Here is a 26530-nt window from a genome sequence, read left to right as displayed (position 1 = left end):
ATGGTCCTGGGCCGACACTGGCAATGCATCAAGAAAATTGCAAGTGGGCTGGACGCTGGTCGTCAATATTGGCAGACTTGGATTGTCGTCAGGTCAAGCTGATCAGTGATGGGGCAGGGGGAGGACACGCTTTGACTTCGATGGCGATGGAACGGCCCGAAAAATTTCAAATCGGCAGGGTGTTCAACAACTGCTTTGCAGTCATCGGTCGCAATATTGGCCTGTTCCTTGGGCTTGCGCTGCTGTTTTCAGGCTTGCCGGCGCTTATTTTTCGACTTTGGTCAGAATCGCGCATAGCCGCGATGTTGAAGGTTGATCCCAAAGCTCTGACTGACGGCAGCATGGTGTTTCGCAATTCCACCTTCTCAATTGTTGCGGTATTGGTAATCGTAGTCTTGGCATTTTTGCTTCAATCGTCCCTTGTACGGGCAACGATCGAGGACATGAACGGCAAGCGGCCGTCCTTTGGCGACTGCATCCAGATAGCCATCCGCTATCTGCTGCCGACTGTAGGTGTCGGCCTGCTTGTAGCGCTCGGCGCTGGTATCGCTTCAATAGCGCTGCTGGTGCCTGGCATCATCCTTTGGCTTGGCTGGTCGGTGGCCGTGCCCGTCCTGATCCAGGAGCGGCTCGGCGTTTTCGGTTCCATGTCGCGCAGCCGCGCCCTCACCAAGGGCAGCCGCTGGTCGCTGTTCGGGCTGTTCGTGATACTGTTTATCGTCGCGATCGCCATACAATCCGCCATGACACTGATAGTTTTCCTGTTCCACGGAATTGTTGCCGGTATCGTCGCATCCCTGGTGCAGACGGTGGTGTCGATGGTTGTGTCGGTAGCCACGGCAGTCAGTTACGTCGAACTGCGTCAAGTCAAGGAAGGCACCGGCGTCAGCGAACTCGCTGAAATCTTCTCGTAGAGACGGCAAGGCGGGGCGAACATGGTGTCGGCGCCGCTGCTGGAGCGGGTTGACCGATTCCGAATCGGCCGGGTGTTGGAGGACAGCCTCGCGGTTATTCGCCGATGGTCGCGGCATCGCGCTCGCGCAGGCTGAGATTGCTCACGAGACAGTCGCCGTTTGCCGTGCGGGAATTGCTCCCGCCAGCCGGTTCGCCCACTCCTCGATGCCGGAGCGGTTCGACAGCAGGTCCTGCCTGATCTCGATGAGAACAGCCTGTATGCCGCGATCGTCGCCATGGACGGGCACGGCATAATCGGCGTCGCGGCTGATCACATAGGGCACGTTGGCCGCGACGTGGAGCGTCGTGTCGACGCGCAGACCCGAGAGAATCGCTTCAGCGAGATCGTTCGCACGGCCATGAAGCACGCCGGCATGCCAAGGCCGCGCAACACCGAGGAAGACCGGCGTGAAGGAATGGATCGTCACGATTCGCGTTGGCGTGCCATTTCTCTCCCGCCGATCGAGATGCGCGGCCACCCTGTCATGAAACGGCGTGAACATGATTTCGGCGCGTCGGTTTCGTTCAGCCGCACCGAGCCCGACATTGCCGGGGATGCCGGTATCCTCCGACAAAACGGGAATGCTGCCCTGTGTGCCCAGTGGCCGGTTGAGGTCGATTAGCAGTCGCGAATAGCCGCTCAGGAAGGCTGGCGCATCGAGCCGTGCCGACAGCAGGCGGGTCACCTCGGCGGCGCCGATATCCCACGCGATGTGGCGTTGCAGATGAGCGGCATCGAGGCCCAGGCTGCCATATTCGGCCGGCATGTGGTTGGATGCGTGTTCGCACAACAGGACGATATCGGAATGCCCGTGCTCGTTGAGGACCTCGACGGCTTCGGGCCAATCGTTTTCAGGCTTCGCGATCATCAATAAAGCGTCCGATACAGATCGCAGATCGAAGCCGGATCGAGACCAGCAAGGCGCTCGGCCTCGTGTCGCTTGAGCCCGACGAAGGTTTCGATGAAGACTGGCGCGAACCATCCTGTGACGGTGCTGTCGGCCAAAAGCGCGTCCAGTGCAGCCGGCAGGGTTTCCGGCAAGCGCACGAGGCCGAGCTTTGCCCGTTCCGCTTCGCTCATCAGCGTCGGGTCGCCGGTGACCAGCGGCGGCGACGGCAGCCTTGCCTTCAGTCCTTCCAGCCCGGCGCGTATGATGGCCGCCAGTGACAGATAGGGGTTGCCGGTGGCGTCGGCGGCCCGGTATTCGACATTGTATTGCCGAGCCGGGTCGCGTCCGCCGATCGTCACGGTCGGACAGATGCGCAAGGACGCTTCGCGGTCGCGATCCGCCAGCCAGGTATAGGACGAACTCCAGCTATGCGGCTTCAGCCGGTAGAAGGAAGACACGCTCGACGCCGTCATGGCGGTAATCGCCGGCAGGTGACGCAGCACGCCGGCGCAGAAGGCCCCGGCTTGAGCCGAGAGCCCGCCAGCTTGTCCTGAATCGAAAGTCACCGGCTTGCCGGCCCCATCGACGAAACTGAAATGGATGTGAACGCCGTTGCCAACCGCATCCGGCGCGATCTTGGGCGCGAAGCTCGCGCGCCAGCCCGCATTGCGCGCCAGTTCACGCGTGATTTCGCGGATCGCGACGGCACGGTCCGCGGCTGTCAGCGCATCAGCCGGCTCGTTCGTCACCTCGAACTGTTCGCTGCCGAATTCGGCGATGACCACCTCGGGTCCGATGCCCGCTTCCTCCAGCGCCGCCATCAGATTGGGGGCGAACGGGTCGGCGCGGCGCAGCGCGGCGAAAGACATCGAATGCGCTGGGGCGAAGCCGGCATCGGCGATGTGGAACTCGTGCTCGAAAGCGGCGACGACGGAAAGACCGGTGGCCGCCTTGAGATCCGCCAGCGCGTCCTTCAGCATGGTCCGTGTGCAGCCAAGCCACGGGCTCCCGTCGAGTTCGACGATGTTGCCAGCGACCATGTCGAACGGTGTCGTCGATCCGGTTCGCGTCGTTCGAAACCGCGCGCCGAGATCGGGTATCAGCCGCAGGTCGCCCGACGAACCCCAGGGATTGGGGTCGACGATGGAATTGAACGGCGTCATCGACAGATTGGCCTGCAACCAGCCGACACCGGTCGCGGCGGTCTTCTGCAATTTGCTTTCGGCGATGAAGCGGCCCCGCGTCACAGCGGAGAGATCCGTGGTGACGACGGCAACAAGAGATTCGACAGTCGACGTCATGCGACTTTACCCAGGCCTTCGAAACGGGTGACGACGGTGTCGGTATCGGTGACCCAGCAATAACCGCCAAAAGCCTTGAGCGCGATGTCGTGACGCTCCTGCGTGATGGTGGCGCAGGCGTCTGACACGCAGGTCACGAGATAGCCACGGTCGGCTCCGTCGCGCACCGTCATGTCGACGCATTGGTCGGTGAGCACGCCGACGACGACGAGATAGCGAATGCCGAGGTTCTTCAGCAAATAGTCGACGTTGGTCGAATTGAAGATGCCGGACGACGTCTTCGGCAGCATGATCTCGTCGCCGACCGGCGCCAGCGACGGCACTGGCAGGCCTTCGGGAAGGCTGGGCGCGACATGGATCGGCGTCAGCTTGTGATCGAGCGAGCGGTCGCGGCCGTCTTCGGTCAGGCTCTGGATGATGGTGTGGATGACCTCGACGCCGTTGGCCCGCGCGGCCGCCAGCAGGCGTTCCTGATTGGGGATCGTCCGCGACGATGTCTGCCGGTAGAAATAGTGGTCCGGCCCGCGCTCGGGATGCGACGGATCTGCGCCCGGCTCCAGCCAGATGCGCTGCATGTCGACCAGCAGCAGCGCCGTTTCGCCGGGACGGAAGGCTTCGTTTCGTTCAGGCAATGATTTGGTCATGCTTTGTCGTCCTGTTTTGGCAATTTGGATCGGGCCGGTTTGGGGCCAGGTATCTTGCGCGCACTGCTTTCCTCGGGGCCTTCGCTGTCCAGCGTCACGGCATTGGCATGCCGCACTTTCTCCAGCCGCTCGATGCGGGCGCGGGCGTCGTCATCCAGCGTCGAGACAATGTGGGCGGTCAGGGCTTCCATCTGCGCGATCGCCGGCGCCAGCGTATCATAGGGGGAGGCAACCTCGAGCGGGCTGACGATCGTGACTTCCGCGAGATCGGCGATCGGCGACAGCCACTGGTCGGTGAAAAGCAGAATGCGCACTTCGAGCGCCGCGGCCTGCTTCGCATAGGCCACCACGTCGAGCTGGTAACGGCGATAGTCGAAGACTACAAGCACGTCGCGGCGGTCGAGGTCGGCCAACGTGTCGAAGCTTTGCGGAGAGAGCACGCCGAGATCGCGGACCCCCGGGCGAAACTGCACCAGGTATCCAGCCAACATTCCCGCGATGTGACGGCTGAAGCGGCCGCCAACCAGCACAATCTCGCCCTTCGCCTCCATCAACAGGCGCGCGGCGCGCTCATAGGTCTGGACCGGTGTCGCGGCAGTGGCCTTCTGCAGGGCCTCGCTTACGGAGTCGAGATAGGCAAGCACGGCGCTGTCGTTGGAACTGCCTTGGCGTTTCGCCTCCATCATCAGCAGAGGCGAATGCAGCCTGGCCTCGACTTCAGCCAGGAGCTTCGCCTGGAAGTCCGGAAAGCCTTCGTAGCCGAGCTTGACCACCAGCCTGACAACTGTCGGATCGCTGACTCCGGCGCGCCGCGCCAGTGAAGAGGCGGTCCCCAGGCCGGAGGTCGGATAGTCCGTCAAAAGCAGCCGGACGATCTTCTCTTCCGATGGCGTCAGAGCCAGGTCTCCGCGCATCAGAACATCGCGTATCGCCATTGGCCTCCCCGAAATCCGTGTTCTTTTCTTGTGTTGAGTTTATTACAGAGATTTAAATATCGGTCAACAATGAAGAGATATTGACATTCCGAGATCGCTGGCCTTACCCTGACCGAAAGCAGCCAAAGAGACTGTGGGGAACAATCATGCGAAACGGACGCGACGTCATCGTCGTTGGTGCGGGAACTGTCGGTTCGAGCGCTGCCTATCATCTGGCCAAGTCCGGCGTGAATGTCACGCTGGTCGAGCAGACCCATCCCGCCGGCGGCCTGTCCGGCAAATCATCAGCGCTGCTCCATGCCTTCTACCTGATGCCGGAACTGTCACAACTCTCGAATCGTGGCCTGCTCAGGGCAGCGGTGCGAGCAAATGCAGCTGGCGAGTGACGCTCCTGCTTATTTCTTCAGATTCTTCTGGCGAAACTGCTTGGCTTTTTTATCGAAGATATAGTCCGTCGCATATCCCGCGCCGCCATTGCGGAAATTCACCGAGATGACGTCCGAACCTTTCTTCGAGAACGTCTGAACATTCAGGTAGATGGGCGTCATCAGCATGCCAGCGTTGCAATCACCCTTGTCGAAAGTTATCTCCTGATCAACCTTCTTGCTGGTCTTGTTGATGATCTGCATTTTCGCCATGCACATGCCCGAGCCTGTCTTGGTATAGATTCCTGAAAACATGCTGGTGGCCGTCTGCGCCCAGAAGGGAATGGCGAAAGCTCCGTCGATCTTGCCGTCGCCGGTATCGTCCAGGGTCGCGACCTTCTTGAGCGTAACCGGATATTTCGTTGCGTGCTGGCTCCAGGTTCCCGTCGCCCCGCTTTCGTTGAGGTCGATGGAAAACGAGCATCCGGTGCTGCCGATGGGGGTCTTGGTTCCTACTATTATGACCCGATTGAATTCGTTGTTGTCGGCAATCTCGCAAAGCACGAGCTTGGTGCCATTGGCCTTGCCATACAGTGCGATGGGACTTTGCTTGGCATCGTAGAAGTAACTCCCCTCGACCGTTATTCCGCTGCCGAAGCCTTTGTAGGTCTGTATGGAAAGGTGGATGGGAAATGGCCCGAGGGACCCTTCGTAGTTTTCTACATGATACCAGCCTGCCGCGGCTTTTTGGACCAGCAGCAACAAGCAGACAACCGTGAGGCCAAAACGCGCTCTCATCCCGATGTGCCCCGAGAAGACAATTTGTCACCTCCGCCCGCAAGACAGCTGTCCCCATTCCGGCAGCCGTCAACTCGCAATCAAGGACAGCATCATAATTCATCTTTCGCTAAATTGCGCAGCGGTTTTGATACAATTTGCGAGCAAAGCGAGCCTTCCGGCGATGGCGGATATCAATGACAGCAGCTGTGGACCGGTCCCGCGTTGGTCCGGCACAGGCACGAAGAACTGATCGGCACGTCCGCCTTGGCCAACGCCGCGGTGAGCCTAGTCTGCAGTGCGGACAATTCTTCGGTGTCGCCGCGCAGTTTCAAGCATTCCACCAGACCATGCAGAGCCCACACATTGTTCGGGTGCTGGGCACAGCGCTGTACCCGGCCGCTCAGGCCCAGATCGTCGCGATAGACCTGTTCGGCCTCCTGCGCATGACCCTGGTCGAGAAGCAGCGCGGCCAGCGCGTGGCGCGGCGGGTGCATCCACGCCCACGGCTCCGTGTAGGACAGATTGTCATCAAGCTCGACCGCCTGCCGCAACTGGGCGTAGGCTTCTTCATGCCGGCCTTGGTGATAGGCAAGTTCACCATCGAGCAGGGCAGCACCCACGCCAAGCGATGCGCGCGTCGGGTTGCTGAGAAAACGCCGCTCCGGCGGGATGCCAGCGATGTGCCGGTGGAAACGTTCGCGATCCTGTTCAGCCGCATCGAAGTTCCTCAACGTCGCATGCGCGACGCCCTTGGCGTAGTGTTGCATGGCTGCCGTCAGCACGTAGAGGTCGGGCTCTTCGACAACCGGTTCGTCGATGATCTCCTGCCAGCGGCCGAAGCGCACATGCACATGCGATTTCATGGCGTGGTAGCCTTCCACCGTCTGGGTGAGTTTGGGCCGGTCGGCAAGGCTGACCACATCGCGCGTCACCAGGCTGCGCACCCTGTCGGCGGCCCACAGCGCCGGCTTGTACTGGCCGAGGAACATGCAGGTGAACATCATCAAGTGCAGGTCATGGCAGCAGCCAAGCAGATAGTAGGTCGGCTCTTCCGCATAGGCGAGATAGAGGTCGTTGGCCCGAACCGCCTTTTCGCTGGCAAGCCTTGCCTTCTCATATTCGCCGCACAGCACATAGATATGGCCGGGCATGTGGTTCATGTGGCCGGCATCCGGGCACATTTCGCCGAGCAGGTCCGCCGAGCGCAGGCCACGTTCGGGCATGACAGACATTTCCAGCAGGTGGATGTGCAGATGGACGATCGCCGGGTGTTGCGCGATGCCGGCCGCGTCGGCGAGCCGGATTGACCGTTCGCACACCTCCAGGGCCTCGACGACATCGGAATTGGGGGCCGGCTCGCCGGTCTTGAGGTTCCACAGGCGCCGCACGGTGCGCATCATCAACGCCTCGACCAGCAGCGCCATCACGTCATGATCGTCCGGAAAGGTCTGATAGACGCCTCGCATCGTGGCGGCGTAGGCATCGTCCCACCGCTCGAATTCCTGCGGGCTCACCCGATACGGCTTCTGGAAACGACAGGCCAATGCCTCGATCAATCGCCTTTCGACGTCGCTGGCGCGAGCGGCGTTGGCGCGTGCAAGCCGGACATGCTCGAAACAACGCTTGGTCGCGATGTTGGCCTCGGCCTCGCCATGTTCCTTCCAGGTCAGATTGTAGAAGGGACCGGCGGCATAGGCGATGCCCCAGTGCGCCATGGCACAGGCTGGATCGGTCTCCAGCGCCTTCTCGAAGCACTTGATGCCTTCCTCATGGTTGAAGCCGTAGCACCAGTTCAGGCCAATATCGAACCAGCGCTGGGTTTCAACTGATTGGGTAGAGATGGGGCGGCGGTAGGTGCCGAGGTTGAAGTGGTCCATGGTGTCTCATGCAATGTCTTGTCAGCCGCGAGCGAAGCTTCAGCCAGATTCCTCGCCATCAATCTGAGCTGAAATCTGTGGGCATGGCAAACGCCAAGAGTGCCGACATCACTGTTGAGAGGGCAAAGGCTGGTGTCGCCTCGAAAGCAAAGCCGCCCCGCTTATTCAAGCACGGGCGGCTCTTGAAAATGGAGGTCTGAATGGGAATTGAACCCATTATGTCGGTTTTGCAGACTGATGCGTCACCGTCCCGCCCTCGGACCGCGGGGCTCTCATGCCGTCAGGCCGATGCTGGTCAACCTCGCCCTCGGAAGCCTCTTTTCATTGATCAGATGAGTTTCCTTCGGCTTGGCTGCTCTTTTTTTCAGCGAGTCCCCCGGACCGGCGCCTCATTCTGCCAGCCTGCCAACTCTGGCAGGTCGTCGAGCCAGCTTTTCTCGGTCCTGAGGGCATCGTCGGCCTGCGGTGCAGCCTCGGCGGAGTTTTGAATGAGCCAGTCGATCCACTTCCGATAGGCGGCCGGGTCCAGTTGGGGCGGCAGCACCTTGGCCTTGGCCAGCATGCGTTTGCGGAAACTGACTTGCCTGCGGAGTTTGGTCGTCGTGAATTTGATGACCTTGCCCTGGTATTCGACCTTCCAGCGCCCGTCCCCGTGTCTGAAGAGCCGGTCGATGGAGAAACCGGTATCGACCGGTCTATCTCGCCACGGAAGCTCAACGGCGTTCCTCCTCAGGTCGATAACCCATCGCCTGTAGCTAGCCCCGGCAAGCTGGGGTGGCAACACACCAGCCTCTTCGAGCATCTTCCTGCGGAAAGCGGGCTGCCTCTTGAGCTGGCCTGTCGTCAACTCGATGCGGTGCCCATGGAACTCGACATGCCATCGGATCCTCCCATTGCCGAAATACTTCACCAGCCTGTCGATGACGAACTCGCCATCTGAAAGCACCACGCAGCCTTGGCTGATGCTTTCGAGAATGTACTGGCTATCGGTTGGCATGATGCGGCCTCGGTCGGGAATCCTCTTCAGGAAGCTTAGCCAGTGGCACCCATCAACGGCCACCGATCTTTTTGGCTCGGGTTTTCTCACGCGCGCGCCACCGCTTGCGCAACGCGGGCGAGGGATTACGGCTGACATCCAATCGGATTGTTCGGTGTGAGGCACGGTTCCGGACGGCCAACGTCGAATGGCCCGTCAACAGGCATGATTCCCAACCCTTGCTTCCGCTTTAATCGCCCATGATCGTATGGATCCGGAAAGATTGTGCCGTCTGGCATTTGTTGAACGGTTTCGATCCACTGCCTGCCTTGTTCGGGCAGGCTGGTGACCCAAAGGTAGGAGCCAATTACAGTGCCAAGAACAAGCGTCACGCCGACTACAAAGCCGGTTAGCTTGCGACTCTCCCAGGCGCTGTAAAGGAAATGCCCGCCAAAGACGAGATTTCCTCCGATGCCGATCATCTTAAGCCAGGTGCTGTTATCCGTAATTTCAAGATGGTGTCCTGCGAACCACTCATAGGCTCGCAGCAACCCTTCAGCGACCACGTAGAAGGCGAATATAGCGCCGATCGTGATAAAGGGTTCCTTGGCGGTCTCTTGGGCTCCTGCCTCGGTGTTCATCTCGATACACCCTTATTTTTCGCGATCGGGCCAGGATGCTGCATCGCCTTGCTCATGGCAATGACACAGCAGGGTGTCTCGATCGCGCCCGATGGCGGTTTTCGGGTACCGGCGGTCCCGGTTTGCGCACATGGCAACCAATCTGAACATGGGGGGGTAAAATGCCCGGAGACCGTATGACTGGCGGCCCGATGTGCAACGACGGCGTAGCGTGACATGGTGCAAAGGCTGCCATGGCCAAAAAGTGTTCCGGCCACAGGCTTTGAGTTTCGCTTAACTTGCTGTTTTGTTACGAGAAAGAAACTTGGCTGGGGTTCTTGGAAGCTTTTCGAACTTTCTGCCGTACTGCACCAACCGAATTGCGCGAGCTCGCAAGCGAGGCCGGAGCATGAAAAGCTGCCGCGACGGGTTCTGATCCTTCCACTGCGGGTTTGAGTCGGAAGTGGGTCCGGCGTGGCGCCCTTTAGCTCCAGCTTGTGCTCATATAACGCTTTTGCGACATTTCTGTCAGATACATGCGCTTTGGTCCTCCCAAGCGACAAGAATCGCGTATGTGCGCGCGCACTCCTCCACTCACCGTCGCTGACGAACCCCATCGCTTGCTCACATGACTGAAACTTCGCATACCAGACTGCTCTCCCGCAAAATCTCTGATTTTTGCCGTATCCGTCTCGACCCACTGTTTCCCCCTCAAGAAAGTGCCCGCATCAGAGCGTTTCTGCTCAACCTGATCTCCTGTGCTAAAACACCGCCGCGAAAACTGCGCGGCTATGATTGGCAAGAAATCGGCATTTGTTGCGACCTCGACAGTGAAACGCTGCGATCTGCCCGGACCGCAATCGAACCAGCATTGGATGCAATTGCTCGAAATACGAAGGCTGCGCCGAAGCGGGCGACCATCGCCGGCCGTCGCAACACGAAACCGCAGCGTCATGAGCGGGAACGCCCGCAACCGCCGGCAGGGAAGGCGCCAGTTCCAAGTCGTCAAAAAAAGCTCGAGCGGTCAGAGCGGGAGCCCGCAGTAGCGGTCGACCGGCAAAAGTCCGGCATGAAACCGCGCGCTATCGAGGAGTTCCCACCACCACTTTTCGAGGAAGCGTCCGATCACCCGAGCTTCCAGGCGGCGCTGGAGTTCCAGATGCGCCGCCATGGCGACAGCTATTGGCATCTTCATCGTGCCGTCGTGCGAGACGACGAAAGTCTAGACCGCTCGACAATTCGTCACTGGCTCCAGGGATTAAAATCGCCGCGCAGCGTGGCGAGCATGGAAGTGCTAGCGCGGATCGAGCGTCGTTATCGTCTTTCAGCAGGGTATTTTAAAGCGAGACTCCCGCTTCAGACGCGCTCCGCCTCCGGCCACATTCTCGATGATATCGGCCCAGCTGAACGCCGTCGGCTTGCGTGGCACCTGCCTGACGACTTCAACACGCGTCGTTCCGAGGAGCAGGAAGAGATTTTGGAATGGGTTCGGCGCGTAATTATCAGCGGATCAACTGACTACCGGAAATTCCAGGCGGCTGCGTTGAAACAGCGTTACGCCATCCGTTTCCCGGGTATCACCTATGGCCAGTCGGATGTTGCAAATGACGGCTATCGAGTTCAGCGCGAGCAACAGGACGATCATGGCGCCCAATTCACGGACCCGGACCTGATGTCCGGCGTCATCGACGCTCCACCTGCGCTTGCCATGGAAATGGCGGATCTGATCCGCTTCAAGACTGCGACACTTACTGCGTTCGGTCTGCAGCGCAACGGTGTTTGGGGCGAGGAGACGGCATCGCAGAAGGTTGAGCATCTCGGTTTGATGTTCGGTGCCTTGGCCGCGCATCCGCGCGGACCAGTACGCGGCTATGGCATGCCGACGCAACATTTGACATTTGGCCTGCTCGTCTTCCCCTCGGTCTGGGATTGGTATGTCCAATGGCGCGAGAGGCGGCGCGGGTTCTACACTGCGTGGGAGGTGGACATGCTGCGAATTTCTCTTGCGCTCACCCGCAAAGACACGGGCTGGCTCAGGCAGCAACCTCATCTGGCGTCGCGGATCCGTCCCATCAATGGACTGGTTTCACAGACCGACATTGATCGCGCGAGCGGGGACTGGGGCGACGCCTGCGATGTCTACTTTAAGCACGCCACCTCTCGCGTGAAGGAAATTCAGCGTGTCGCGCGTGTGCATCGTGATCCCTTTGAACCAATCATGCCTGTGCTGGAGGCCGATAGCCCAGTCGGCGAGTATCGAAAGATCACTGAAGAGGTTCTTCGGCTCATGCCTGATGAGCGCTTCCATCGCCGTCCTGCCGCCGAAGCAGTGCGCTCGTTCCTGATGCTTCGGTTCGGGCTGCATCTTGGGTTGCGACAGAAGAACCTGCGTCAACTGATGGTCAGTGAACGTGGGAGACTGCCGAGATCTGAGCGCCAGCTTGCCGACATGAAGCGCGGTGAACTCCGCTGGACCGAACGTGAAAATGGCTGGGAGGTGCTTATTCCTTCAGTCGCGTTCAAGAACGCGAACTCATCCTTTTTCGGGAGCAAACCATTTCGGCTCGTCCTGCCAAACCTGGGTGGCTTATACGAGCACATCGAAGCGTATATCGAACGGCACCGCCGAGTGCTGCTTGGAGGAACGGAAGACCCCGGCACCTTCTTTATCAAAACGGTGAAGGCGACCAGCAAGGACGCCTCATACGATCGAAATACATTTTATGAGGCGTGGCGCCTGACCATCCAGCGATATGGCATTTACAATCCATATACTCAACGCGGCGCAATCTCCGGTCTTCTCCCTCATGGCCCGCACAATGTTCGTGACGTGCTGGCGACGCACATCCTGAAACAGACCGGCTCATATGAACAGGCAAGTTACGCGATCCAGGACACGCCCGACATGGTGGCGCACCACTACGGTCGCTTTTTGCCGCAGGACAAAGCTGCACTTGCTGCGCGGATATTGAATCAAGTCTGGCAGGCAGCTTAAGAGGGGTTAGGCGAAAGACTTATTCACACTGACGAGTTCGAAGGACTTTTGACACCTCGCTTCGCTTTGGTAGCTTTGCGCCCCCAAGTCAGACATACAGTTGAAAGTGATGAATTCCCAAAAGCTGCCATATTGTAGTTGTCAAACAGGCGGCTTTCCTGTTCATCTCAAGGCGCGTGCCGCCGGGACCAGCTTTCGAATATAGGAGTGGATGCTCGGAGGTGCTTTCGCGACGGCAGCTTCTGGGCCAGCGGTCGTTGCGCGCGGTGTGGCTTTACGACCGTGCCTTCCATGCACGACCTGCCGATGAAATCAAACGCCTGCCGCCCCGCGCGGCGCCGGAACGGGCGATGCTGGACACCTGGCTGCGCGATTAGGAGCGCGCATATCCAAAATAGTTACGCCGAAACTTGCGCTGCTTCGGCCGCTTGGGCCTTGTCTTCCTGCCACTGATGGTAGGTCTGTTTTGATCCGACCACCTTCCACTCCAAGCGACCGTTCGAATTACGGTCAAGGACCACCGCTGCGGCTGCCGATGGACTCTTGAATGCATAGGGTCGACTGAACCGGTAAAACTTATCGTCAGCAGACGCACCGAGCACGCCCTGCGCTATCAATTCCTGCTTTAGCTCGCCGTAGGAGTTTGCGCCCTGATACCCTGCATCTTTGAGTGCTTCGCTGCCTTCGAGTACGATAAATTCCCCTTCCTCCTCCACGCCTGTTGCCTTGACCCCGCTCTTGTGACGGATCTCGAAACGCAATTGACCGATGTCCGACACGTTTCCAGCTGGCTTGGTTGCTGCAACCGGACGCGGCTTCAGTAGGTCGAGGCCTACGACTGGCAGCACCACTTTCAAGTTTGCGAGAAAAGCCTCCATGTTTGCGCGATCGGCTTCTGGCATTCTCCGCTTGTCCGCGCTCGGTGCTTGGCCGTTATCGAGACTCACTCGACCGGCACCGGTCGCCATTTCGATCAAGCGTGCTTCAAGGTAGCGAACATGACCCTTCGTTAGAGCTTCATCGCTGGTCGTGATCACGACTGCGGTCTCCCAGAAACCGCGACTTGCTGCACTTTGTGCGATCCGCTCACGTACGCTGTCCGCTTCTCCGATATAGGCTCGCATCGACAGTGCATCCGAGGGGTCCGGACCGAATAGGATATATATGCCGGTCCGGTCGACCTCGGGTCGGGCGAGGAGTTTGGCAAAGGTTGATTGCGCAGCAACCAGAACGGACCCGGTCCAGCCGTGGATCGACGCGATCGCGAGTCCGTTCGGCGTCCCGTCAACCAAGAAGAGCTGGATGGTTCGGCCAAAAGCCTCAACGGGTTCTGCCACGAGCTGCCTCTTTCGGTCACGGATGGCGGATGTGCCAACTTTCGACAGGCTATCGCCAAATCTCCCATTGATAAATGGGCCAAAATGGCCAAAAAGTGAATTTCGATTTGGTTAGGGGCCGCGACATGCACAGCCTGTCAGCGAAAGACGCCAAGTATGGTTTTGGACGCCTGATCGATCTTGCTCGATCGGAGCCCGTGGTTGTGGAGAAGCACGGGCGGCCAGTGGTGGTGGTAATGGCGGTCGAAGAATACGAACGCCTTCTAGGTCTAGCAAAAGAACAGCGCTCCACGGCAGCGTCCGCAAAGGGCAAAGGGCCGAAGATGTGATGACGACGAATAGAGTAGCGGCAACAACCCGGAAGGCAGCATAGCATGGCCAGCCATTCCGACCTAGCGAACCTGATCTGGCAGATTGCCGACCTGCTGCGCGGGCCCTACCGGCCGCCTCAATATGAGCGCGTAATGTTACCGCTGGTCGTTCTGCGCCGCTTCGATTGCGTGCTCGCCGACACCAAGCCGAAAGTGTTGGCGGAATTCGAGCGCCGCAAGGGTGGCAAGCTCGAGGACGATGCGCTCGACCGCATCTTGAACAGGGCTTCAGGTCACCGTTTCCACAACTGCTCGCCGCTCGACTTTCAGCGGCTAAAGGGCGATCCCGACAACATCCACAGCCATTTGACGAGCTACATCAACGGGTTTTCTCCCAACGTGCGCCGAATCTTCGATTACTTTGAGTTCGGCAACGAAATCGAGCGGATGCGCGAAGCTAACATCCTCTATCTCGTCATCAAGGAATTCTGCGATGTCGATCTGCACCCGAAGGTGGTGCCGAATGAACAGATGGGCCTCGTTTTCGAGAACCTGATCCGACGGTTCAATGAGTTGGCCAACGAGACAGCTGGTGATCACTTCACGCCGCGTGAAGTCATTACATTGATGATCGATCTGCTTTTTCTCGATGCAGACGATCTTCTCAGCAAGCCGGGTATTGCGATGCGGATGCTTGATCCAGCCTGCGGCACAGGCGGAATGCTCGCCGGCGCGCAGAAGTACATGCGCGATCATCACGCTGATGCAAATCTCTATGTTTATGGGCAGGACTATAACAAGCGGGCCTTCGCCACTGCTGCGTCAGACATGCTCATGAAGGAGGTCGACCACAACGGCGGCGGTGAAAACGTCCAATTCGGGGATAGTTTTCTAGACGACAAATTTGAAGGGCAGGCTTTCGACTATTTCATCGCAAACCCTCCCTTCGGCGTTGATTGGAAAAAGCAGCAGAAGGAAATCGTCCGCCGACACGAGAAAGCCCCAAAGGAGAACCCTTGGAGTGCCGGGTTGCCGAGGGTCAACGATGGATCGCTGCTCTTCCTGCAGCACATGATGTCGAAGTTTGAAAGGGTCGCTCCGAAAGAGCTGAAGTTCGGCTCGCGCGCTGCGATTGTTTTTTCGGGTTCGCCGCTCTTCACCGGCGGCGCGGGTGGCGGCGAGAGCGAAATCCGTCGCTGGATTATCGAACGCGACAGGCTTGAAGCCATCGTCGCCTTGCCGGAGCAGATGTTCTACAACACCGGCATCGGCACCTATATCTGGATCGTCACCAACCGGAAGGCGGCCGAGCGCAAGGGCAGAATCCAGCTCGTCGATGCGCGCGACACCTTCATTCCCATGCGCCGCAGCCAGGGCGACAAGCGCCGCAAGATCGGCGAAGGCAAGGCCGAGCCGGGTGATGACCGCGCCGACGAGCCCGACCAGATCGCCGATATCGTCCGGCTCTATGGCCGGTTCGAAGCGAATGAGAAATCGAAGGTATTTGACAATGCTGACTTCGGCTATACCCGCGTCACCGTCGAGCGGCCCCTGAAGCTGCGTTACCAGATGACGCTGGAGGACAAGGCGCGCTTCCTCGATACCGCCCCGCACCTGCTGGACCACATTCAGGCCATCGACAAGACGCTTGGCCGCGAGCCGCAACTCGACTGGAACGCCGCCTGGGCGAGCATCGAAAAGCTACTGAAGAAGGCAGGCTCGCGCTGGAAGTCGCCGGAGGAAAAGCTGTTCCGCATGGTCTTCACCGTGAAGGACGCGAAGGGCGCGGCTGTGAAGAAAGGCTCAGGCTTCGAGGCCGATGCAGACCTGCGCGATTTCGAGAACGTACCACTGAAGGAGGATATCGACGCCTATTTCAAGCGCGAGGTGATGCCCCATGTGCCCGATGCCTGGATGGACCGCAGCAAGGACAAGGTCGGCTACGAGATCAACTTCAACCGCCACTTCTACAAGTTCACACCGCCGCGCAAGCTGGCCGAGATCGATGCGGACCTCAAGAAGGCGGAAGACGAAATCCTCCGGCTGCTGCGGGAGGTGACGGAATGAGCGGCATTGATGGTTGGCAAACAGCGATCCCTCGGAGTTGGACTGTTCGTCCGCTTCGATCGGTTGCTGAGTATGCCGTCAGCAACGTCGACAAGATTCCATCGGATGACGAATTGCCGGTTCGTCTCTGCAACTACACAGACGTCTATAACAACGAGACGATCCACCTCGGCATGGAGTTCATGGCGGGCACCGCAACACAAGCGGAGATCGACAAGTTTCACCTGCTCACTGACGATGTCGTAATCACGAAGGACTCCGAGTCTTGGGACGACATCGCCATTCCCGCTTTGGTGACTGAGACCGCAGATGACTTTGTGTGCGGCTACCATCTGGCCATGATTCGACCCGATCCTGAAAAGCTGGTTGGCGCGTTCCTTTTTCGGTGCCTGCAATCAAAGACATTGCGAATTCAGTTGGAACTAGCCGCCAACGGTATCACGCGATTTGGCATACCAAAGAATGCCATCGGTTCGATGGCGCTTCCCGTGCCGCCGACACCCATTCAACGTGCAATTGCTCGCTTCCTCGACCGAGAAACCGCCGACATCGATGCCCTGATCGCTGCCAAGCAGCTTCTGCTCGAACTGTTGGCCGAAAAGCGACGGGCGATTGTCGCCGAGGCTGTCATGCGCGGTCTCAACCCCGCCGCCCGCCTGCGCCCCTCCGGCATCGAATGGCTCGGCGACATCCCCGTGCATTGGGAAATGAAGCGGAGCAAATGGCTATTTCATGAGCGCGACGAGCGGAGCACAGATGGCTCTGAGGTTCTGCTTTCGCTCCGCATGGAACGAGGTTTGGTGCCGCACAACGATGTGTCTGATAAACTAACTCGCCCTGAGGAACTGATCGGCTACAAGAAAACGTCAGTCGGACAATTGGTTGTAAACCGCATGCGGGCTGCCACCGGGCTAATTGCGATTACGACCCAAGATGGCCTTGTCAGCCCGGACTATGCTGTATTCTGGCCATCTCTTGAAATCTCCGCAGACTACTACGTTCATATGTTCAAGACACCGTTGTTGCAGGCCGTTTTCCGTTCGGAATCGACTGGGCTTGGCACCGGTTCACAGGGCTTCCTGAGGCTTTATTCGGAAAATTTCCTGGCGCTCTGGTTCCCTTACCCGCCACTCGACGAACAACGCAGGATCGTCCGCCATATCGCAACCGAAACAGCCAAGATCGACCGCCTTCGCGCCACCACCGAGCATTCCATCTCGCTGCTAAAGGAACGCCGCGGCGCGCTTATAGCTGCCGCTGTCACTGGCGAGATCGATATTCCGGAGGCGGCATGAAGGTCACGCGGCTATCGCTCGACAATGTGCGGGCCTTTGACGAGGCCGAGTTCAGCTTCAATCCCGGCTTCAATCTGATCATCGGCATCAATGGCGCCGGCAAGAGCACGGCACTGGACGCTATCCGCTTTTGCGGTTCGCATCTCCTGTCCGTCCTTCAGAAAATGCCTTTCAAACCCCTTGGCTTTGGCATCGACGACATTCATGGCAACGCGCTTTTTGCCGAAGCCGCGTTGCATCTCAGTTTCGGTGATGAGGCAGAGGCGTTTGTCCGCCTGCGCGAATGGCGGGAAAAGGTCGCCGCTGAAACAACAGAGAACGTTGAGCGCCTGCGTCGTGAAATCCTCGAAACAGCACGCCCCAGGGATCGCCTGCGCAACCAGCTACGCGATTTACAGGAAACGGTGTCGCCTGCAGAACCCGTATTCTTCTACCCCTCAAAGAACGACCTGAAGGCTCGGGCGAGCAGAGAGCCCAGCGCCCCTTTGATTATTCACTACTCCACCGCCCGGTCGATCATGAACGAACAGGCGGAACGGAAATCTGCCGCCGGCACCAGCCAGCTCGCCTATGTGAACGCGCTCCAATCCAACGCCCTCAGCCTTCGCCAGTTCGCCGACTGGATGCGTGCCCAAATCGAACTCGCGTCAGAGCGCCTTGCCTCGCGGCATTTGGTCGATGGGATCAGCACCGCGCTTGAACGCTTCCTGCCTGGCTATTCGAACTTGCGGCCATCTGCGGAAAGCGCTTCAAGAGTCGAGATCGACATCAACGGCACGACCCTTGATGTGCGCCAGCTGTCGGACGGCGAGCGCAGCGTCCTGGCACTTATATTGGATATCGCGAAACGTCTCGCGCAGGCCAATCCACGCCTGGATGATCCTTTGACGAGCGCCCACGCCGTAATTCTCATCGACGAGATCGACCTGCATCTTCATCCGCGATGGCAGCGGAAGATCGCGGGAAATCTCGAAACGACCTTTCCGAGCTGCCAGTTCATCGCCACCACCCATTCTCCGCAGATCGTCGGAGAAGTGCCTCACGAAAAAATCCAGATGATCAAGAACGGGCGAATCTATTCGCCTAGTAGGTCTTTCGGGATCGACTCGAGCCGCGTGCTTGAAGAGGTGATGGAAACGGACTCACGGAACCCGACAGTCGAGAAAGCAATCAGCCGTATCGGTAGGCTCATTAGTGACAGGAGGATCGACGAAGCCAAGGCGGCGATCAAGATGTTGTCCAAGAAGATCGGAGAGGACGACCCCGAGATCACCCGTGCGCGAACGCTCCTCGACTTCATGGAGGGGGATGCGTGAGGATGATCACCAAAGGCGCCGAGCCGAACAGTCTCACGCAGCACCGGGCACAAGCGCACAGCAACTACGACAACTATGCGCACAAGGATGCGCTGCGCACTGCCCTCGTTGGCGAGCAGAGGGGCATATGCTGTTACTGCACCGGACGTATTGGGGCGGTGTCGACCGAGATGAAGATCGAGCATTGGCAATGCCAGGCGAACTATCCTCAGCAGCAACTTGCCTATGGAAATCTGCTAGGTGCGTGCCTGGGCGGCGAGGGGAAATCACCGGCCGAGCAACATTGCGACACCAGAAAGGCCAACCGCGATCTGAATTGGAACCCGGCAACCCCTGCCCATGTCATCGAAAGCAGACTGCGCTATCGCGCCGATGGCACAGTTGAAAGCGCCGATGGCGATTTTAATACGCAGCTGAACGACGTTCTGGGTTTGAATCTAAATTATCTGAAGAACAGCCGAAAAGCGGTTTTGGACTCCGTGCTGAACTGGTGGCGCTCGACACCGAATGCGCGCCAAAGAGTTCAGCAACAGATCGATCACCGCATGAACGCGGCGGAGCATCAGCCATTCAGTCCAGTGGCGGTCTGGTTCCTCAGGCAAAAGCTAGGAGGCGCAGCGGCATGAACCACGCCCGGCATTCGGAAGGCGCTTTCGAAACCCTCATTGAATCGACAATGCTGGCCAATGGCGCCGTGCCGGAACCTGCGACAGGTTTTGACCGTGACCGAGCGATCTATCCGGAGACGGTGCTTGCATTCATCCGCGCCACCCAGCCCAAGGAATGGAGGGCGCTGGAAGCGCTGCACGGCGAAAAGACCGGCGCACTGATACTGACCGACCTCACCAAATGGATGGATCGAGAAGGCTCGCTCGCCACCCTACGCCACGGCTTCAAATGCTACGGCAAGACGCTGCGCGTCGCCTTCTTCAAGGCAGCGCATGGGCTCAATCCCGAGCTTGAGGCGCGCTACGCGGCCAACCGCGTCGGCATAACCCGGCAGCTGCGGTTCTCGAAGGTGTCGGCGAAGTCGCTGGATGTGGCGCTCAGCATCAACGGCATTCCGGTCGCCTCGGTCGAACTCAAGAATCCTATGACCGGACAGACCGTCCAGCATGCCTTGCACCAATATCGCAACGATCGCGATCCACGTGAGCCGATCTTCGAGTTCAAGCGGCGCATGCTGGTCCACTTCGCGGCCGATCCCGACACTGTGTTCATGACCACGCGGCTTGCGGGATCAGCCACCCATTTCCTGCCCTTTAACAAGGGTAACAACGGCGGTGCTGGCAATGCACCCGACCCGAACGGGCGCAGCTATCGCACGGCCTATCTCTGGGAAGAGGTGTTGCAGCGGGACAGCCTGCTCGATCTGCTCGCACGTTTCATCCATCTGCAAATCGAGGAAAAGCGCGACGATCAGGGCCGGAAGGTCAAGAAAGAAACGATGATCTTTCCGCGCTACCACCAGCTTGAGGCGGTTCGTGCGCTGGTTGAGCAGGCCCAGCGCGAGGGTGTCGGCCATAACTATTTGATCGAACACTCGGCCGGCAGCGGCAAGAGCAACACTATCGGCTGGCTCACACACCGGTTGGCGTCGCTGCATGACGACAAGAACAACCGCATTTTTGACAGCGTGATCGTGATTACCGATCGGGTAGTGCTGGACAAGCAGCTCCAGGACACGATCTACCAGTTCGAGCACAAGCATGGCGTCGTGCAGAAGATCGACGAGAGTTCACGCCAGCTAGCCGAAGCGCTCGAAAGCGCCGTGCCGATCATCATCACCACCTTGCAGAAGTTCCCCTTCGTCTCGCGCCAGCTCGCCAAGATAGCGGAAGAGCGCGGGGAGGCGGATGGCGGCACGCTGAAGTCGCGGCACTGCGCTGTGATCATTGACGAGGCCCACAGTTCGCAGGGCGGCGAAACAGCGACCGACCTCAAGGAGGTTCTCGGCGGCCAGGGCCTTCGCGAGGAAGCCGCGAAATACATGGCGGAAAATGACGAAGAGGATGTCGAAGAACTCTACCGCTCGATGGCGAAGCGCGGACGGCAGGCGAATTTGAGCTTCTTCGCCTTCACCGCGACGCCGAAGCACAAGACCTTCAAGGTGTTCGGACGCGACGATAAGCCCGCCCACCGGTACACGATGCGGCAGGCGATCGAGGAAGGTTTCATCCTCGACGTGTTGAAGCATTACACGACCTACGCCACCTATTTCCGACTTCTCAAGGCGAGCGAGGGTGATCCTAACGTCGAGCGAAAAAAGGCAGCACGGGCGCTTGCGCGGTTCCTCAAGCTGCATCCACACAATATCGGCCAAAAGACCGAGGTGATGATCGAGCATTTCCACGCCGCGACCCAGCATAAGATCGGCGGCCGGGCCAAGGCGATGGTGATCACGGGCTCCCGCCTCGAAGCGGTGCGCTACAAGCAGAGCTTTGACCGCTACATCAAGGAGAAGAGTTACGCAATCAAGTCGCTGGTGGCCTTCTCGGGCGTCGTCACGGACGACAAGCTGAAGGATGTCATCTACACCGAGGAAGGCATGAATCTCGGCGTCCGTGAAAAGGAATTGCCGGAAGTCTTCGCCACCCAGGAATATCAGGTACTGCTCGTCGCCGAAAAATACCAGACGGGTTTCGATCAACCCTTGCTGCACACGATGTATGTCGACCGGCGGCTTGCGGGAATCCAAGCTGTTCAAACCCTATCACGCTTGAACCGCATCCACCCTTTGAAGGAAGACACCTTCGTCCTGGATTTCGTCAACGAGCGAGATGAAATCCGAGAGGCGTTCAAGACCTATTTCGAAGGCGCGGAGATCGGCGAGGAAGTCGACCCGGCCCGAATGTACGAAATCAAGAGCGAACTCGATGCCGACGGAATCTATGTGACTGCCGACGTTGAACGCTTCAGCGCCGTTTATTTCAAGCCACGCCAGCGCCAGAGCCCGAACGATCATCAGTTGATGAATGCTGCGCTTGACCCGTGTGTGGCGCGCTTCAAAGAGCTTCAGCATGAAGAGCCCGACGAGGCCGAGCTGTGGCGGGGCAAGCTGATGGCCTTCTGCAGCCTCTATGGCTTCCTAAGCCAAATCATCCCCTACCAGGATACAGACCTCGAACGCCTATATGTTTTCCTGCGGCACCTCGCGACCAAGCTGCCGAAGCGCGGAGCGGGGCCGTCCTACCAGTTCGATGACGAAGTGCGGCTCGAATACTACCGCTTGCAGAAGATCAGCGAAGGCTCCATCAGCCTGAGCGATGGCCAAGCCAACCGGCTCGATGGCCCGTCCGAAGTTGGAACCGGCGTCCTTCATGAGGAGGCGGTTCCGCTTTCGCGGCTCATCGATGTCGTGAACGACCGCTTCGGCACTGACTTCAATCAGGCCGATCAGCTGTTCTTCGATCAGATCGTGGAGGCAGCAATCTCCGACATGGCGCTGAAGCAGGCGGCAGCCGTCAATCCAGGCGACAAGTTCGAACTGGTATTCAAGAACTTGCTTGAGGCGCTGTTTGTCGAACGCATGGACCAGAACGAGGAGATTTTCGCGCGGTTCATGAACGATAAGTCGTTCCAGAAAGTCGTAACCGGCTGGCTTTCTTCGGAGGCATACCAAAAGCTCCGCAACACCCCTGGCGACGGCCCCCCAGCAAACCCAAGGGCTGATACCCAGGAAGAATCATAATTGGTCAGTTCGGCATCGGACGGCCGGGTCAGGGGACGTCGCGACGGCGTCTGAATGGCCCAAGACTGACACAAGCAAAGCCTCGCGGGCAAGTACAAGCCGGGCTTTGCATAGCTGTTGAACTGGCTGTGGTATCTGGATTACGGGGACAGGGTTGGAACCTGTGACCTTAAGTTATGAGACCTGATCGGCGGAAACTGCCGTCGATTCTGAGAAACCCGACAGTCTGCTCCCGGCCCAAACGGCCTCAAAACAGCCAACGCGAACCTGACATCAGTGTAAATTCCGATTTCACACTGGCATGTTTGTTGGCCGGGTTTGACTAAACGGGCGGCTTTGCATCGGCCGCTCGCCGACCACCGCTGTTTGGCTGGCTCTTTTGGTCTTTATGCCATTCCGCAGCAAACGCCAACTTCCCCTTCGCCTTCCACAGGTCGCGCGCATGCTCACCTTCATTGCTCTGCAGTTTGGCGGCGATCCAGAGCAGTGCGCCGTAGATCGCAGCGCGATCGTCATTGGTGAGCTCGACGATGCCTGCCTTGACGACGAGACCGCCAAGTTCGATGAGCTCCCGTGTGCGCTTGCGACGCTCGACCTGCCAGGTGCGCATGTCACTGCGAGCCTGTGCCGCCTGCCGGCGATTGTGGGCTGCCCGGTTGTGCTGGAGCGCCGCGAGGGTTGCGCTGAGATGCCGGAGCAATTCGCCGGGACCTGTTTTCGAAAAACATCACCCCACGCTTGGCCCACGCCTCACGCCTTGAGGTGTCTTTCGTCTCGGCAATTGCGACCAGTGCGCCGGCCAGTTCGTCGCTGCTGAGTTGATCGGCGCCGGTGGCGATGACCAGGTCGCCAAGCTGCTGCACCTTACGGGTTTTCAGTTCTTTGGCTTTGTCCTCCAGCGCCTTTAGTTCCGCGTCAAAGTCCCGTGGTTTGCGCATGTGCTTTCTCCATCGGTTGTCGATCGGATGATCATAGGGGAGCGTCCGCCGGAAGGCTTCAGGGTTGCCGAGACAGCCCGGGACGGGCTGGTCCATCCCGAGAATTTTTCGAGGGAGGGCGCGCTTATACGTCGTGCCGACGTGCGCTTTGATGTGCAAATGATTTCGTCGCGATGGCGATCTATCATCTTCACGTCAAGGTCATTGGCCGCAAGGCTGGGAGCAGTGCTGTTGCGTCGGCCGCCTACCGCTCGGCCTCGCGGTTGCGCGACGAGCGCATCGAACGCAGCCATGATTTTTCAGCCAAACGCGGTGTCGTCCATTCCGAGGTGATGCTGCCTGAGGATGCTCCGGAGGCTTGGCGCGACCGCGAACGACTGTGGAACGATGTCGAGGCGTTCGAGGTACGCAGGGATGCGCAGCTTGCCCGCGAGGTCGAGTTTGCGCTCCCGCGTGAACTCAGCGAGGCGCAAGGCATCGAACTGGCGCGCGACTTTGTACAAGTCGAGTTTGTCAGCAAGGGCATGATCGCTGATCTCAATGTGCACTGGGACCGGGCGGAGGATGGCAGTCCCAAGCCGCATGCTCATGTCATGCTGACCATGCGGTCGGTGGGCGAGAGCGGCTTTGGCGCGAAGGTCCGAGACTGGAATGCTACCCAACTGGTCGAGCGCTGGCGCGAGCGGTGGGCGGAGCTTGCCAATGAACGCCTGGCCGAACTCGACATCGATGCCCGCATCGACCATCGCAGTCTGGAAGCGCAGGGCATTGCCCTGGAGCCGCAGACGCAGATTGGTGCACCGGCTCAACGCATTGAGGTCGGTGGCCTGGACGCTGGCGGCATTGAAGCAGATCGCGCCGAACTGCATCGCGAGATCGCGCGCAACAATGGTGCGCGCATCATTGCCGATCCTCACCTGGCGCTCGATGCCATCACCCATCAGCAATCGACATTCACCCGAAAGGACATTGCGAAGTTTGCGCATCGCCACAGCGACGGAATGGAGCAGTTCAACGAGGTGGTGGCAGCCGTCAGCAATGCACCTGATCTGGTCGAACTCGGCAAGGACGGACGCGGCGAAGACCGTTTAACCACCCGGCAGATGATCGAGACCGAACAGCGCCTTCACCACGCTGCAGAGCGTATCGATTTGGACGGGCGCCTCGCGGTGAGTGACGCGCATCGCGAGGCAGCGCTGGCGCGGGCTGCGCATCGCGGACTTGTCCTGTCAGGCGAGCAAACCGATGCGCTTGCGCATATCACCGAAGGCCGCGGTCTTGGTGTCGTTGTCGGCTTTGCCGGAACGGGCAAGAGCGCCATGCTGGGCGTTGCGCGCCAGGCATGGGCAGCGGCGGGCTACGAGGTTCGAGGCGCGGCACTTTCCGGCATAGCCGCCGAGAGTCTGGAAGGCGGATCAGGCATCCCGTCACGCACCATCGCCAGTATGGAGCACAGCTGGGGACAGGGCCGGAATCTGCTCACCACGCGTGATGTCCTGGTGATCGATGAGGCCGGCATGGTCGGCACGCGCCAGTTGGAGCGCGTGCTTTCCCATGCGGCGGATGTTGGCGCAAAAGTCGTCCTCGTCGGCGATCCGCAGCAGTTGCAGGCAATCGAAGCGGGTGCTGCATTCCGCTCGATTCATGAGCGACATGGCGGCGTCGAAATCGGCCAGGTGCGTCGGCAGCGCGAGGACTGGCAGCGCGATGCCACGCGCGATCTGGCAACCGGCAGGATCGGTGCCGCAATCAGCGCTTACGACGCGAGAGGCATGGTGCATCAGGCTGCAACGCGCGATGAAGCGCGAGGTGAACTCGTCGAGCGCTGGGATCGCGACAGACAGGCGCATCCAGAGGCGAGCCGGATCATCCTCACCCATACAAACGACGAGGTGCGCGCGCTGAACCAGGCAGCGCGCGAGCGCATGCGCGCTGCTGGAGAACTCAGCGACGATGTCCAGGTGAATGTGGAGCGCGGTGCAAGAGAGTTCGCCAGCGGCGACCGTGTCATGTTCCTGCGCAACGAGCGCGGGCTCGGCGTCAAGAATGGAACGCTTGGGATTGTGGAGGAGCTCAGCAAACAAAGCATGACCGTGCGCACCGATGACGACAGATTGGTTCGCTTCGACCTGAAAGACTATGCCCACATTGACCACGGCTATGCCGCGACCGTTCACAAGGCGCAGGGCATGACCGTCGACCGGACCCATGTACTCGCCACGCTGGGCATGGATGCGCATGGCAGCTACGTCGCACTGTCGCGGCATCGAGACGGGATGGACCTGCATTACGGCAGCGATGACTTCGCGACCCGCGAACGGCTGGAGCGCACGCTGTCACGGGACCGCGCCAAGGACATGGCGTCGGATTACGAGCAGGTCGACCCGGCGCGGAGCTATGCCGAGCAGCGAGGTATCACCTTCCGCGAGCGCCTGGTCGAGATCGTGCGCCGGATCGTTCCTGAGAAGCTGCGCGACGGGATCGGTGGGCTGGTCGACGGATTGCGCTCGCTCGGAGACAGCGAGCTCATGCAGGAACGTGGCCGAAGACCGGAAAGGGAAGATGTTGGGGCGCAGATCGGAGATGTTGGCCCGACGCCCGGCAGAGGAAATCTAGCCACCGGAGTGCCTCGCGACACAAATGTGCCGGTGGACGCGGAAGCGGCGTTGCGCGGCGCTCGCACGAAGGCGCTTGTGCGTCACGCGCGTGCGCTCGACGCGATCCTCAGGACTGGAAATCCGGACGGGCAGGGCAGTCCCGAGCAGATGCGCGAACTGAGGGACGCCCGTAGCGCTTTCGAGAAGGTGCGACCGCATGGCTGGCGCGATGCCGAAGCGGCCTATGTGAAAAACCCCGAGCTGGTTCGTGAAGCGAGCGCCGGCCGCGTCAGCCGCATCGTGCTTGCTCTCCAGCTTGAGACGGAAATCCGCACCGGACTGGACATCGATGCCGGCCGCCGTGCCGACCGGTTCGTGGAACGCTGGCAAAAGCTCGATCGGACAGGACGGGAGCAATATCAGGCCGGCGACATGTCCGGCTACAAGTCAACGCGCTCGGCGATGTCCGATATGGCCAAGAGCCTCCAACGCGATCCTCAACTTGAATCGCTGCTTGCCAATCATAAGAAGGCGCTTGGCATCCAGGTCGAATCCGGCCGCCGCCTGGGTGTCGAAATCGCGTTCAACCACGGCATCGGTAAGGGGCGGGGCCTTGGGCTCTGACACCCCTCCGATTTGCC

The 26530-nt window shown here is 59.5% G+C and carries 22 protein-coding genes and 1 tRNA gene; 11 read left to right on the top strand and 12 right to left on the bottom strand.

Translation table 11 applies throughout. From position 1 onward, the window contains the following. Positions 1 to 23 precede the first annotated feature (23 nt). The gene (locus ACO07C_RS07470) at positions 24 to 914 is read left to right on the top strand and encodes a hypothetical protein (RefSeq protein WP_421913546.1); all 891 of its coding nucleotides are present in this window, start codon (positions 24 to 26) and stop codon (positions 912 to 914) included. 141 nt (positions 915 to 1055) lie between these two features. Here the strand turns inward: ACO07C_RS07470 and ACO07C_RS07465 are convergent, their stop codons facing one another. The 4 genes from ACO07C_RS07465 to ACO07C_RS07450 are packed head-to-tail and all read right to left on the bottom strand — an operon-like array spanning position 1056 to position 4724. Beyond that, the gene (locus ACO07C_RS07465; protein WP_421913545.1) at positions 1056 to 1823 is read right to left on the bottom strand and encodes an N-formylglutamate amidohydrolase; all 768 of its coding nucleotides are present in this window, start codon (positions 1821 to 1823) and stop codon (positions 1056 to 1058) included. Beyond that, the gene (locus tag ACO07C_RS07460) at positions 1823 to 3145 is read right to left on the bottom strand and encodes a glutamine synthetase (RefSeq protein ID WP_421913544.1); all 1323 of its coding nucleotides are present in this window, start codon (positions 3143 to 3145) and stop codon (positions 1823 to 1825) included. The genes ACO07C_RS07465 and ACO07C_RS07460 overlap by 1 nt, the downstream gene beginning before the upstream one ends. Then, entirely contained in the window at positions 3142 to 3789 is a 648-nt protein-coding gene (locus tag ACO07C_RS07455) for a cysteine hydrolase family protein (protein WP_421913543.1), read from the bottom strand. The genes ACO07C_RS07460 and ACO07C_RS07455 overlap by 4 nt, the downstream gene beginning before the upstream one ends. Continuing rightward, entirely contained in the window at positions 3786 to 4724 is a 939-nt protein-coding gene (locus ACO07C_RS07450; RefSeq protein WP_421913542.1) for a MurR/RpiR family transcriptional regulator, read from the bottom strand. Before ACO07C_RS07450 ends, ACO07C_RS07455 begins: the two co-directional genes overlap by 4 nt. A 146-nt stretch (positions 4725 to 4870) precedes the next feature. Between ACO07C_RS07450 and ACO07C_RS07445 the strand changes: the two genes are divergently transcribed. After that, positions 4871 to 5110, top strand: coding sequence for an FAD-dependent oxidoreductase (locus ACO07C_RS07445; protein WP_421913541.1), 240 nt, complete (start codon positions 4871 to 4873; stop codon positions 5108 to 5110). Between the two features lie 9 nt (positions 5111 to 5119). On the opposite strand, the gene ACO07C_RS07440 is transcribed toward ACO07C_RS07445, so the two are convergent. From ACO07C_RS07440 to ACO07C_RS07420, 5 genes are all read right to left on the bottom strand, one after another. Continuing rightward, the gene (locus ACO07C_RS07440; RefSeq protein WP_421913540.1) at positions 5120 to 5854 is read right to left on the bottom strand and encodes a hypothetical protein; all 735 of its coding nucleotides are present in this window, start codon (positions 5852 to 5854) and stop codon (positions 5120 to 5122) included. A gap of 206 nt (positions 5855 to 6060) precedes the next feature. Beyond that, a complete protein-coding gene (locus tag ACO07C_RS07435) occupies positions 6061 to 7746 on the bottom strand; it encodes a hypothetical protein (RefSeq protein WP_421913539.1) in 1686 nt (561 codons plus the stop codon). A gap of 189 nt (positions 7747 to 7935) precedes the next feature. Further along, positions 7936 to 8009 (bottom strand) — tRNA-Cys (locus tag ACO07C_RS07430). A gap of 101 nt (positions 8010 to 8110) precedes the next feature. Further along, on the bottom strand, positions 8111 to 8743 hold the full coding sequence (locus ACO07C_RS07425) for a hypothetical protein (protein WP_421913538.1): 633 nt from the start codon (positions 8741 to 8743) through the stop codon (positions 8111 to 8113). Between the two features lie 125 nt (positions 8744 to 8868). After that, positions 8869 to 9363 (bottom strand): hypothetical protein, encoded by a 495-nt coding sequence (locus tag ACO07C_RS07420; RefSeq protein ID WP_421913537.1) that lies wholly within the window; start codon positions 9361 to 9363, stop codon positions 8869 to 8871. Between the two features lie 607 nt (positions 9364 to 9970). On the opposite strand from ACO07C_RS07420, the gene ACO07C_RS07415 reads away from it, so the two are divergent. After that, positions 9971 to 12337, top strand: a complete 2367-nt coding sequence (locus ACO07C_RS07415) for a hypothetical protein (protein ID WP_421913536.1) — start codon at positions 9971 to 9973, stop codon at positions 12335 to 12337. 221 nt (positions 12338 to 12558) lie between these two features. Beyond that, positions 12559 to 12714, top strand: a complete 156-nt coding sequence (locus ACO07C_RS07410; RefSeq protein WP_421913535.1) for a hypothetical protein — start codon at positions 12559 to 12561, stop codon at positions 12712 to 12714. Between the two features lie 21 nt (positions 12715 to 12735). On the opposite strand, the gene ACO07C_RS07405 is transcribed toward ACO07C_RS07410, so the two are convergent. Further along, on the bottom strand, positions 12736 to 13674 hold the full coding sequence (locus ACO07C_RS07405) for a GIY-YIG nuclease family protein (protein WP_421913534.1): 939 nt from the start codon (positions 13672 to 13674) through the stop codon (positions 12736 to 12738). A 125-nt stretch (positions 13675 to 13799) separates the two neighbouring features. Between ACO07C_RS07405 and ACO07C_RS07400 the strand changes: the two genes are divergently transcribed. From ACO07C_RS07400 to ACO07C_RS07375, 6 genes are read left to right on the top strand one after another with little or no spacing between them, the layout of a single operon-like run. Then, entirely contained in the window at positions 13800 to 14003 is a 204-nt protein-coding gene (locus ACO07C_RS07400; protein WP_421913533.1) for a type II toxin-antitoxin system Phd/YefM family antitoxin, read from the top strand. 45 nt (positions 14004 to 14048) lie between these two features. Then, a complete protein-coding gene (locus ACO07C_RS07395; protein WP_421913532.1) occupies positions 14049 to 16052 on the top strand; it encodes a type I restriction-modification system subunit M in 2004 nt (667 codons plus the stop codon). Beyond that, positions 16049 to 17347 carry a restriction endonuclease subunit S gene (locus ACO07C_RS07390; RefSeq protein ID WP_421913531.1) on the top strand — a complete coding sequence of 433 codons (1299 nt, stop codon included), beginning with the start codon at positions 16049 to 16051 and terminating at the stop codon, positions 17345 to 17347. Before ACO07C_RS07395 ends, ACO07C_RS07390 begins: the two co-directional genes overlap by 4 nt. Further along, a complete protein-coding gene (locus tag ACO07C_RS07385) occupies positions 17344 to 18663 on the top strand; it encodes an AAA family ATPase (RefSeq protein WP_421913530.1) in 1320 nt (439 codons plus the stop codon). The genes ACO07C_RS07390 and ACO07C_RS07385 overlap by 4 nt, the downstream gene beginning before the upstream one ends. A gap of 2 nt (positions 18664 to 18665) precedes the next feature. Further along, positions 18666 to 19289, top strand: coding sequence for a retron system putative HNH endonuclease (locus ACO07C_RS07380; protein WP_421913529.1), 624 nt, complete (start codon positions 18666 to 18668; stop codon positions 19287 to 19289). Beyond that, positions 19286 to 22354: a type I restriction endonuclease subunit R gene (locus ACO07C_RS07375; RefSeq protein WP_421913528.1), complete on the top strand. Its 3069-nt coding sequence runs from the start codon at positions 19286 to 19288 to the stop codon at positions 22352 to 22354. Before ACO07C_RS07380 ends, ACO07C_RS07375 begins: the two co-directional genes overlap by 4 nt. A gap of 322 nt (positions 22355 to 22676) precedes the next feature. Here the strand turns inward: ACO07C_RS07375 and ACO07C_RS07370 are convergent, their stop codons facing one another. Together ACO07C_RS07370 and ACO07C_RS07365 are read right to left on the bottom strand one after the other, a co-directional pair. Next, complete coding sequence (locus ACO07C_RS07370) at positions 22677 to 22964, bottom strand: conjugal transfer protein TraD (protein WP_421913527.1); 288 nt, start codon at positions 22962 to 22964, stop codon at positions 22677 to 22679. A 1-nt stretch (position 22965) separates the two neighbouring features. Continuing rightward, positions 22966 to 23292, bottom strand: coding sequence for a conjugal transfer protein TraD (locus tag ACO07C_RS07365; protein WP_023711029.1), 327 nt, complete (start codon positions 23290 to 23292; stop codon positions 22966 to 22968). Between the two features lie 173 nt (positions 23293 to 23465). On the opposite strand from ACO07C_RS07365, the gene traA reads away from it, so the two are divergent. Beyond that, positions 23466 to 26513 (top strand): Ti-type conjugative transfer relaxase TraA, encoded by a 3048-nt coding sequence (gene traA, locus ACO07C_RS07360; protein ID WP_421913526.1) that lies wholly within the window; start codon positions 23466 to 23468, stop codon positions 26511 to 26513. Positions 26514 to 26530: the final 17 nt, after the last annotated feature.

Source organism: Mesorhizobium sp. (assembly GCF_965229135.1).
In the GTDB taxonomy this organism is placed as follows: Bacteria; Pseudomonadota; Alphaproteobacteria; order Rhizobiales; family Rhizobiaceae; genus Mesorhizobium.
The sequence above is the reverse complement of the archived record's forward strand: the minus strand, read 5'-3'. Positions and strand labels throughout refer to the sequence as shown.

Coding starts and splice junctions, on each gene's coding strand:
- ACO07C_RS07470 (WP_421913546.1), top strand. CDS start 24: ATGCATCAAGAAAATTGCAAGTGGGCTGGACGCTGGTCGTCAATATTG.
- ACO07C_RS07465 (WP_421913545.1), bottom strand. CDS start 1,823: ATGATCGCGAAGCCTGAAAACGATTGGCCCGAAGCCGTCGAGGTCCTC.
- ACO07C_RS07460 (WP_421913544.1), bottom strand. CDS start 3,145: ATGACGTCGACTGTCGAATCTCTTGTTGCCGTCGTCACCACGGATCTC.
- ACO07C_RS07455 (WP_421913543.1), bottom strand. CDS start 3,789: ATGACCAAATCATTGCCTGAACGAAACGAAGCCTTCCGTCCCGGCGAA.
- ACO07C_RS07450 (WP_421913542.1), bottom strand. CDS start 4,724: ATGGCGATACGCGATGTTCTGATGCGCGGAGACCTGGCTCTGACGCCA.
- ACO07C_RS07445 (WP_421913541.1), top strand. CDS start 4,871: ATGCGAAACGGACGCGACGTCATCGTCGTTGGTGCGGGAACTGTCGGT.
- ACO07C_RS07435 (WP_421913539.1), bottom strand. CDS start 7,746: ATGGACCACTTCAACCTCGGCACCTACCGCCGCCCCATCTCTACCCAA.
- ACO07C_RS07425 (WP_421913538.1), bottom strand. CDS start 8,743: ATGCCAACCGATAGCCAGTACATTCTCGAAAGCATCAGCCAAGGCTGC.
- ACO07C_RS07420 (WP_421913537.1), bottom strand. CDS start 9,363: ATGAACACCGAGGCAGGAGCCCAAGAGACCGCCAAGGAACCCTTTATC.
- ACO07C_RS07415 (WP_421913536.1), top strand. CDS start 9,971: ATGACTGAAACTTCGCATACCAGACTGCTCTCCCGCAAAATCTCTGAT.
- ACO07C_RS07400 (WP_421913533.1), top strand. CDS start 13,800: ATGCACAGCCTGTCAGCGAAAGACGCCAAGTATGGTTTTGGACGCCTG.
- ACO07C_RS07395 (WP_421913532.1), top strand. CDS start 14,049: ATGGCCAGCCATTCCGACCTAGCGAACCTGATCTGGCAGATTGCCGAC.
- ACO07C_RS07390 (WP_421913531.1), top strand. CDS start 16,049: ATGAGCGGCATTGATGGTTGGCAAACAGCGATCCCTCGGAGTTGGACT.
- ACO07C_RS07385 (WP_421913530.1), top strand. CDS start 17,344: ATGAAGGTCACGCGGCTATCGCTCGACAATGTGCGGGCCTTTGACGAG.
- ACO07C_RS07380 (WP_421913529.1), top strand. CDS start 18,666: ATGATCACCAAAGGCGCCGAGCCGAACAGTCTCACGCAGCACCGGGCA.
- ACO07C_RS07375 (WP_421913528.1), top strand. CDS start 19,286: ATGAACCACGCCCGGCATTCGGAAGGCGCTTTCGAAACCCTCATTGAA.
- ACO07C_RS07370 (WP_421913527.1), bottom strand. CDS start 22,964: ATGCGCACCTGGCAGGTCGAGCGTCGCAAGCGCACACGGGAGCTCATC.
- ACO07C_RS07365 (WP_023711029.1), bottom strand. CDS start 23,292: ATGCGCAAACCACGGGACTTTGACGCGGAACTAAAGGCGCTGGAGGAC.
- traA (WP_421913526.1), top strand. CDS start 23,466: ATGGCGATCTATCATCTTCACGTCAAGGTCATTGGCCGCAAGGCTGGG.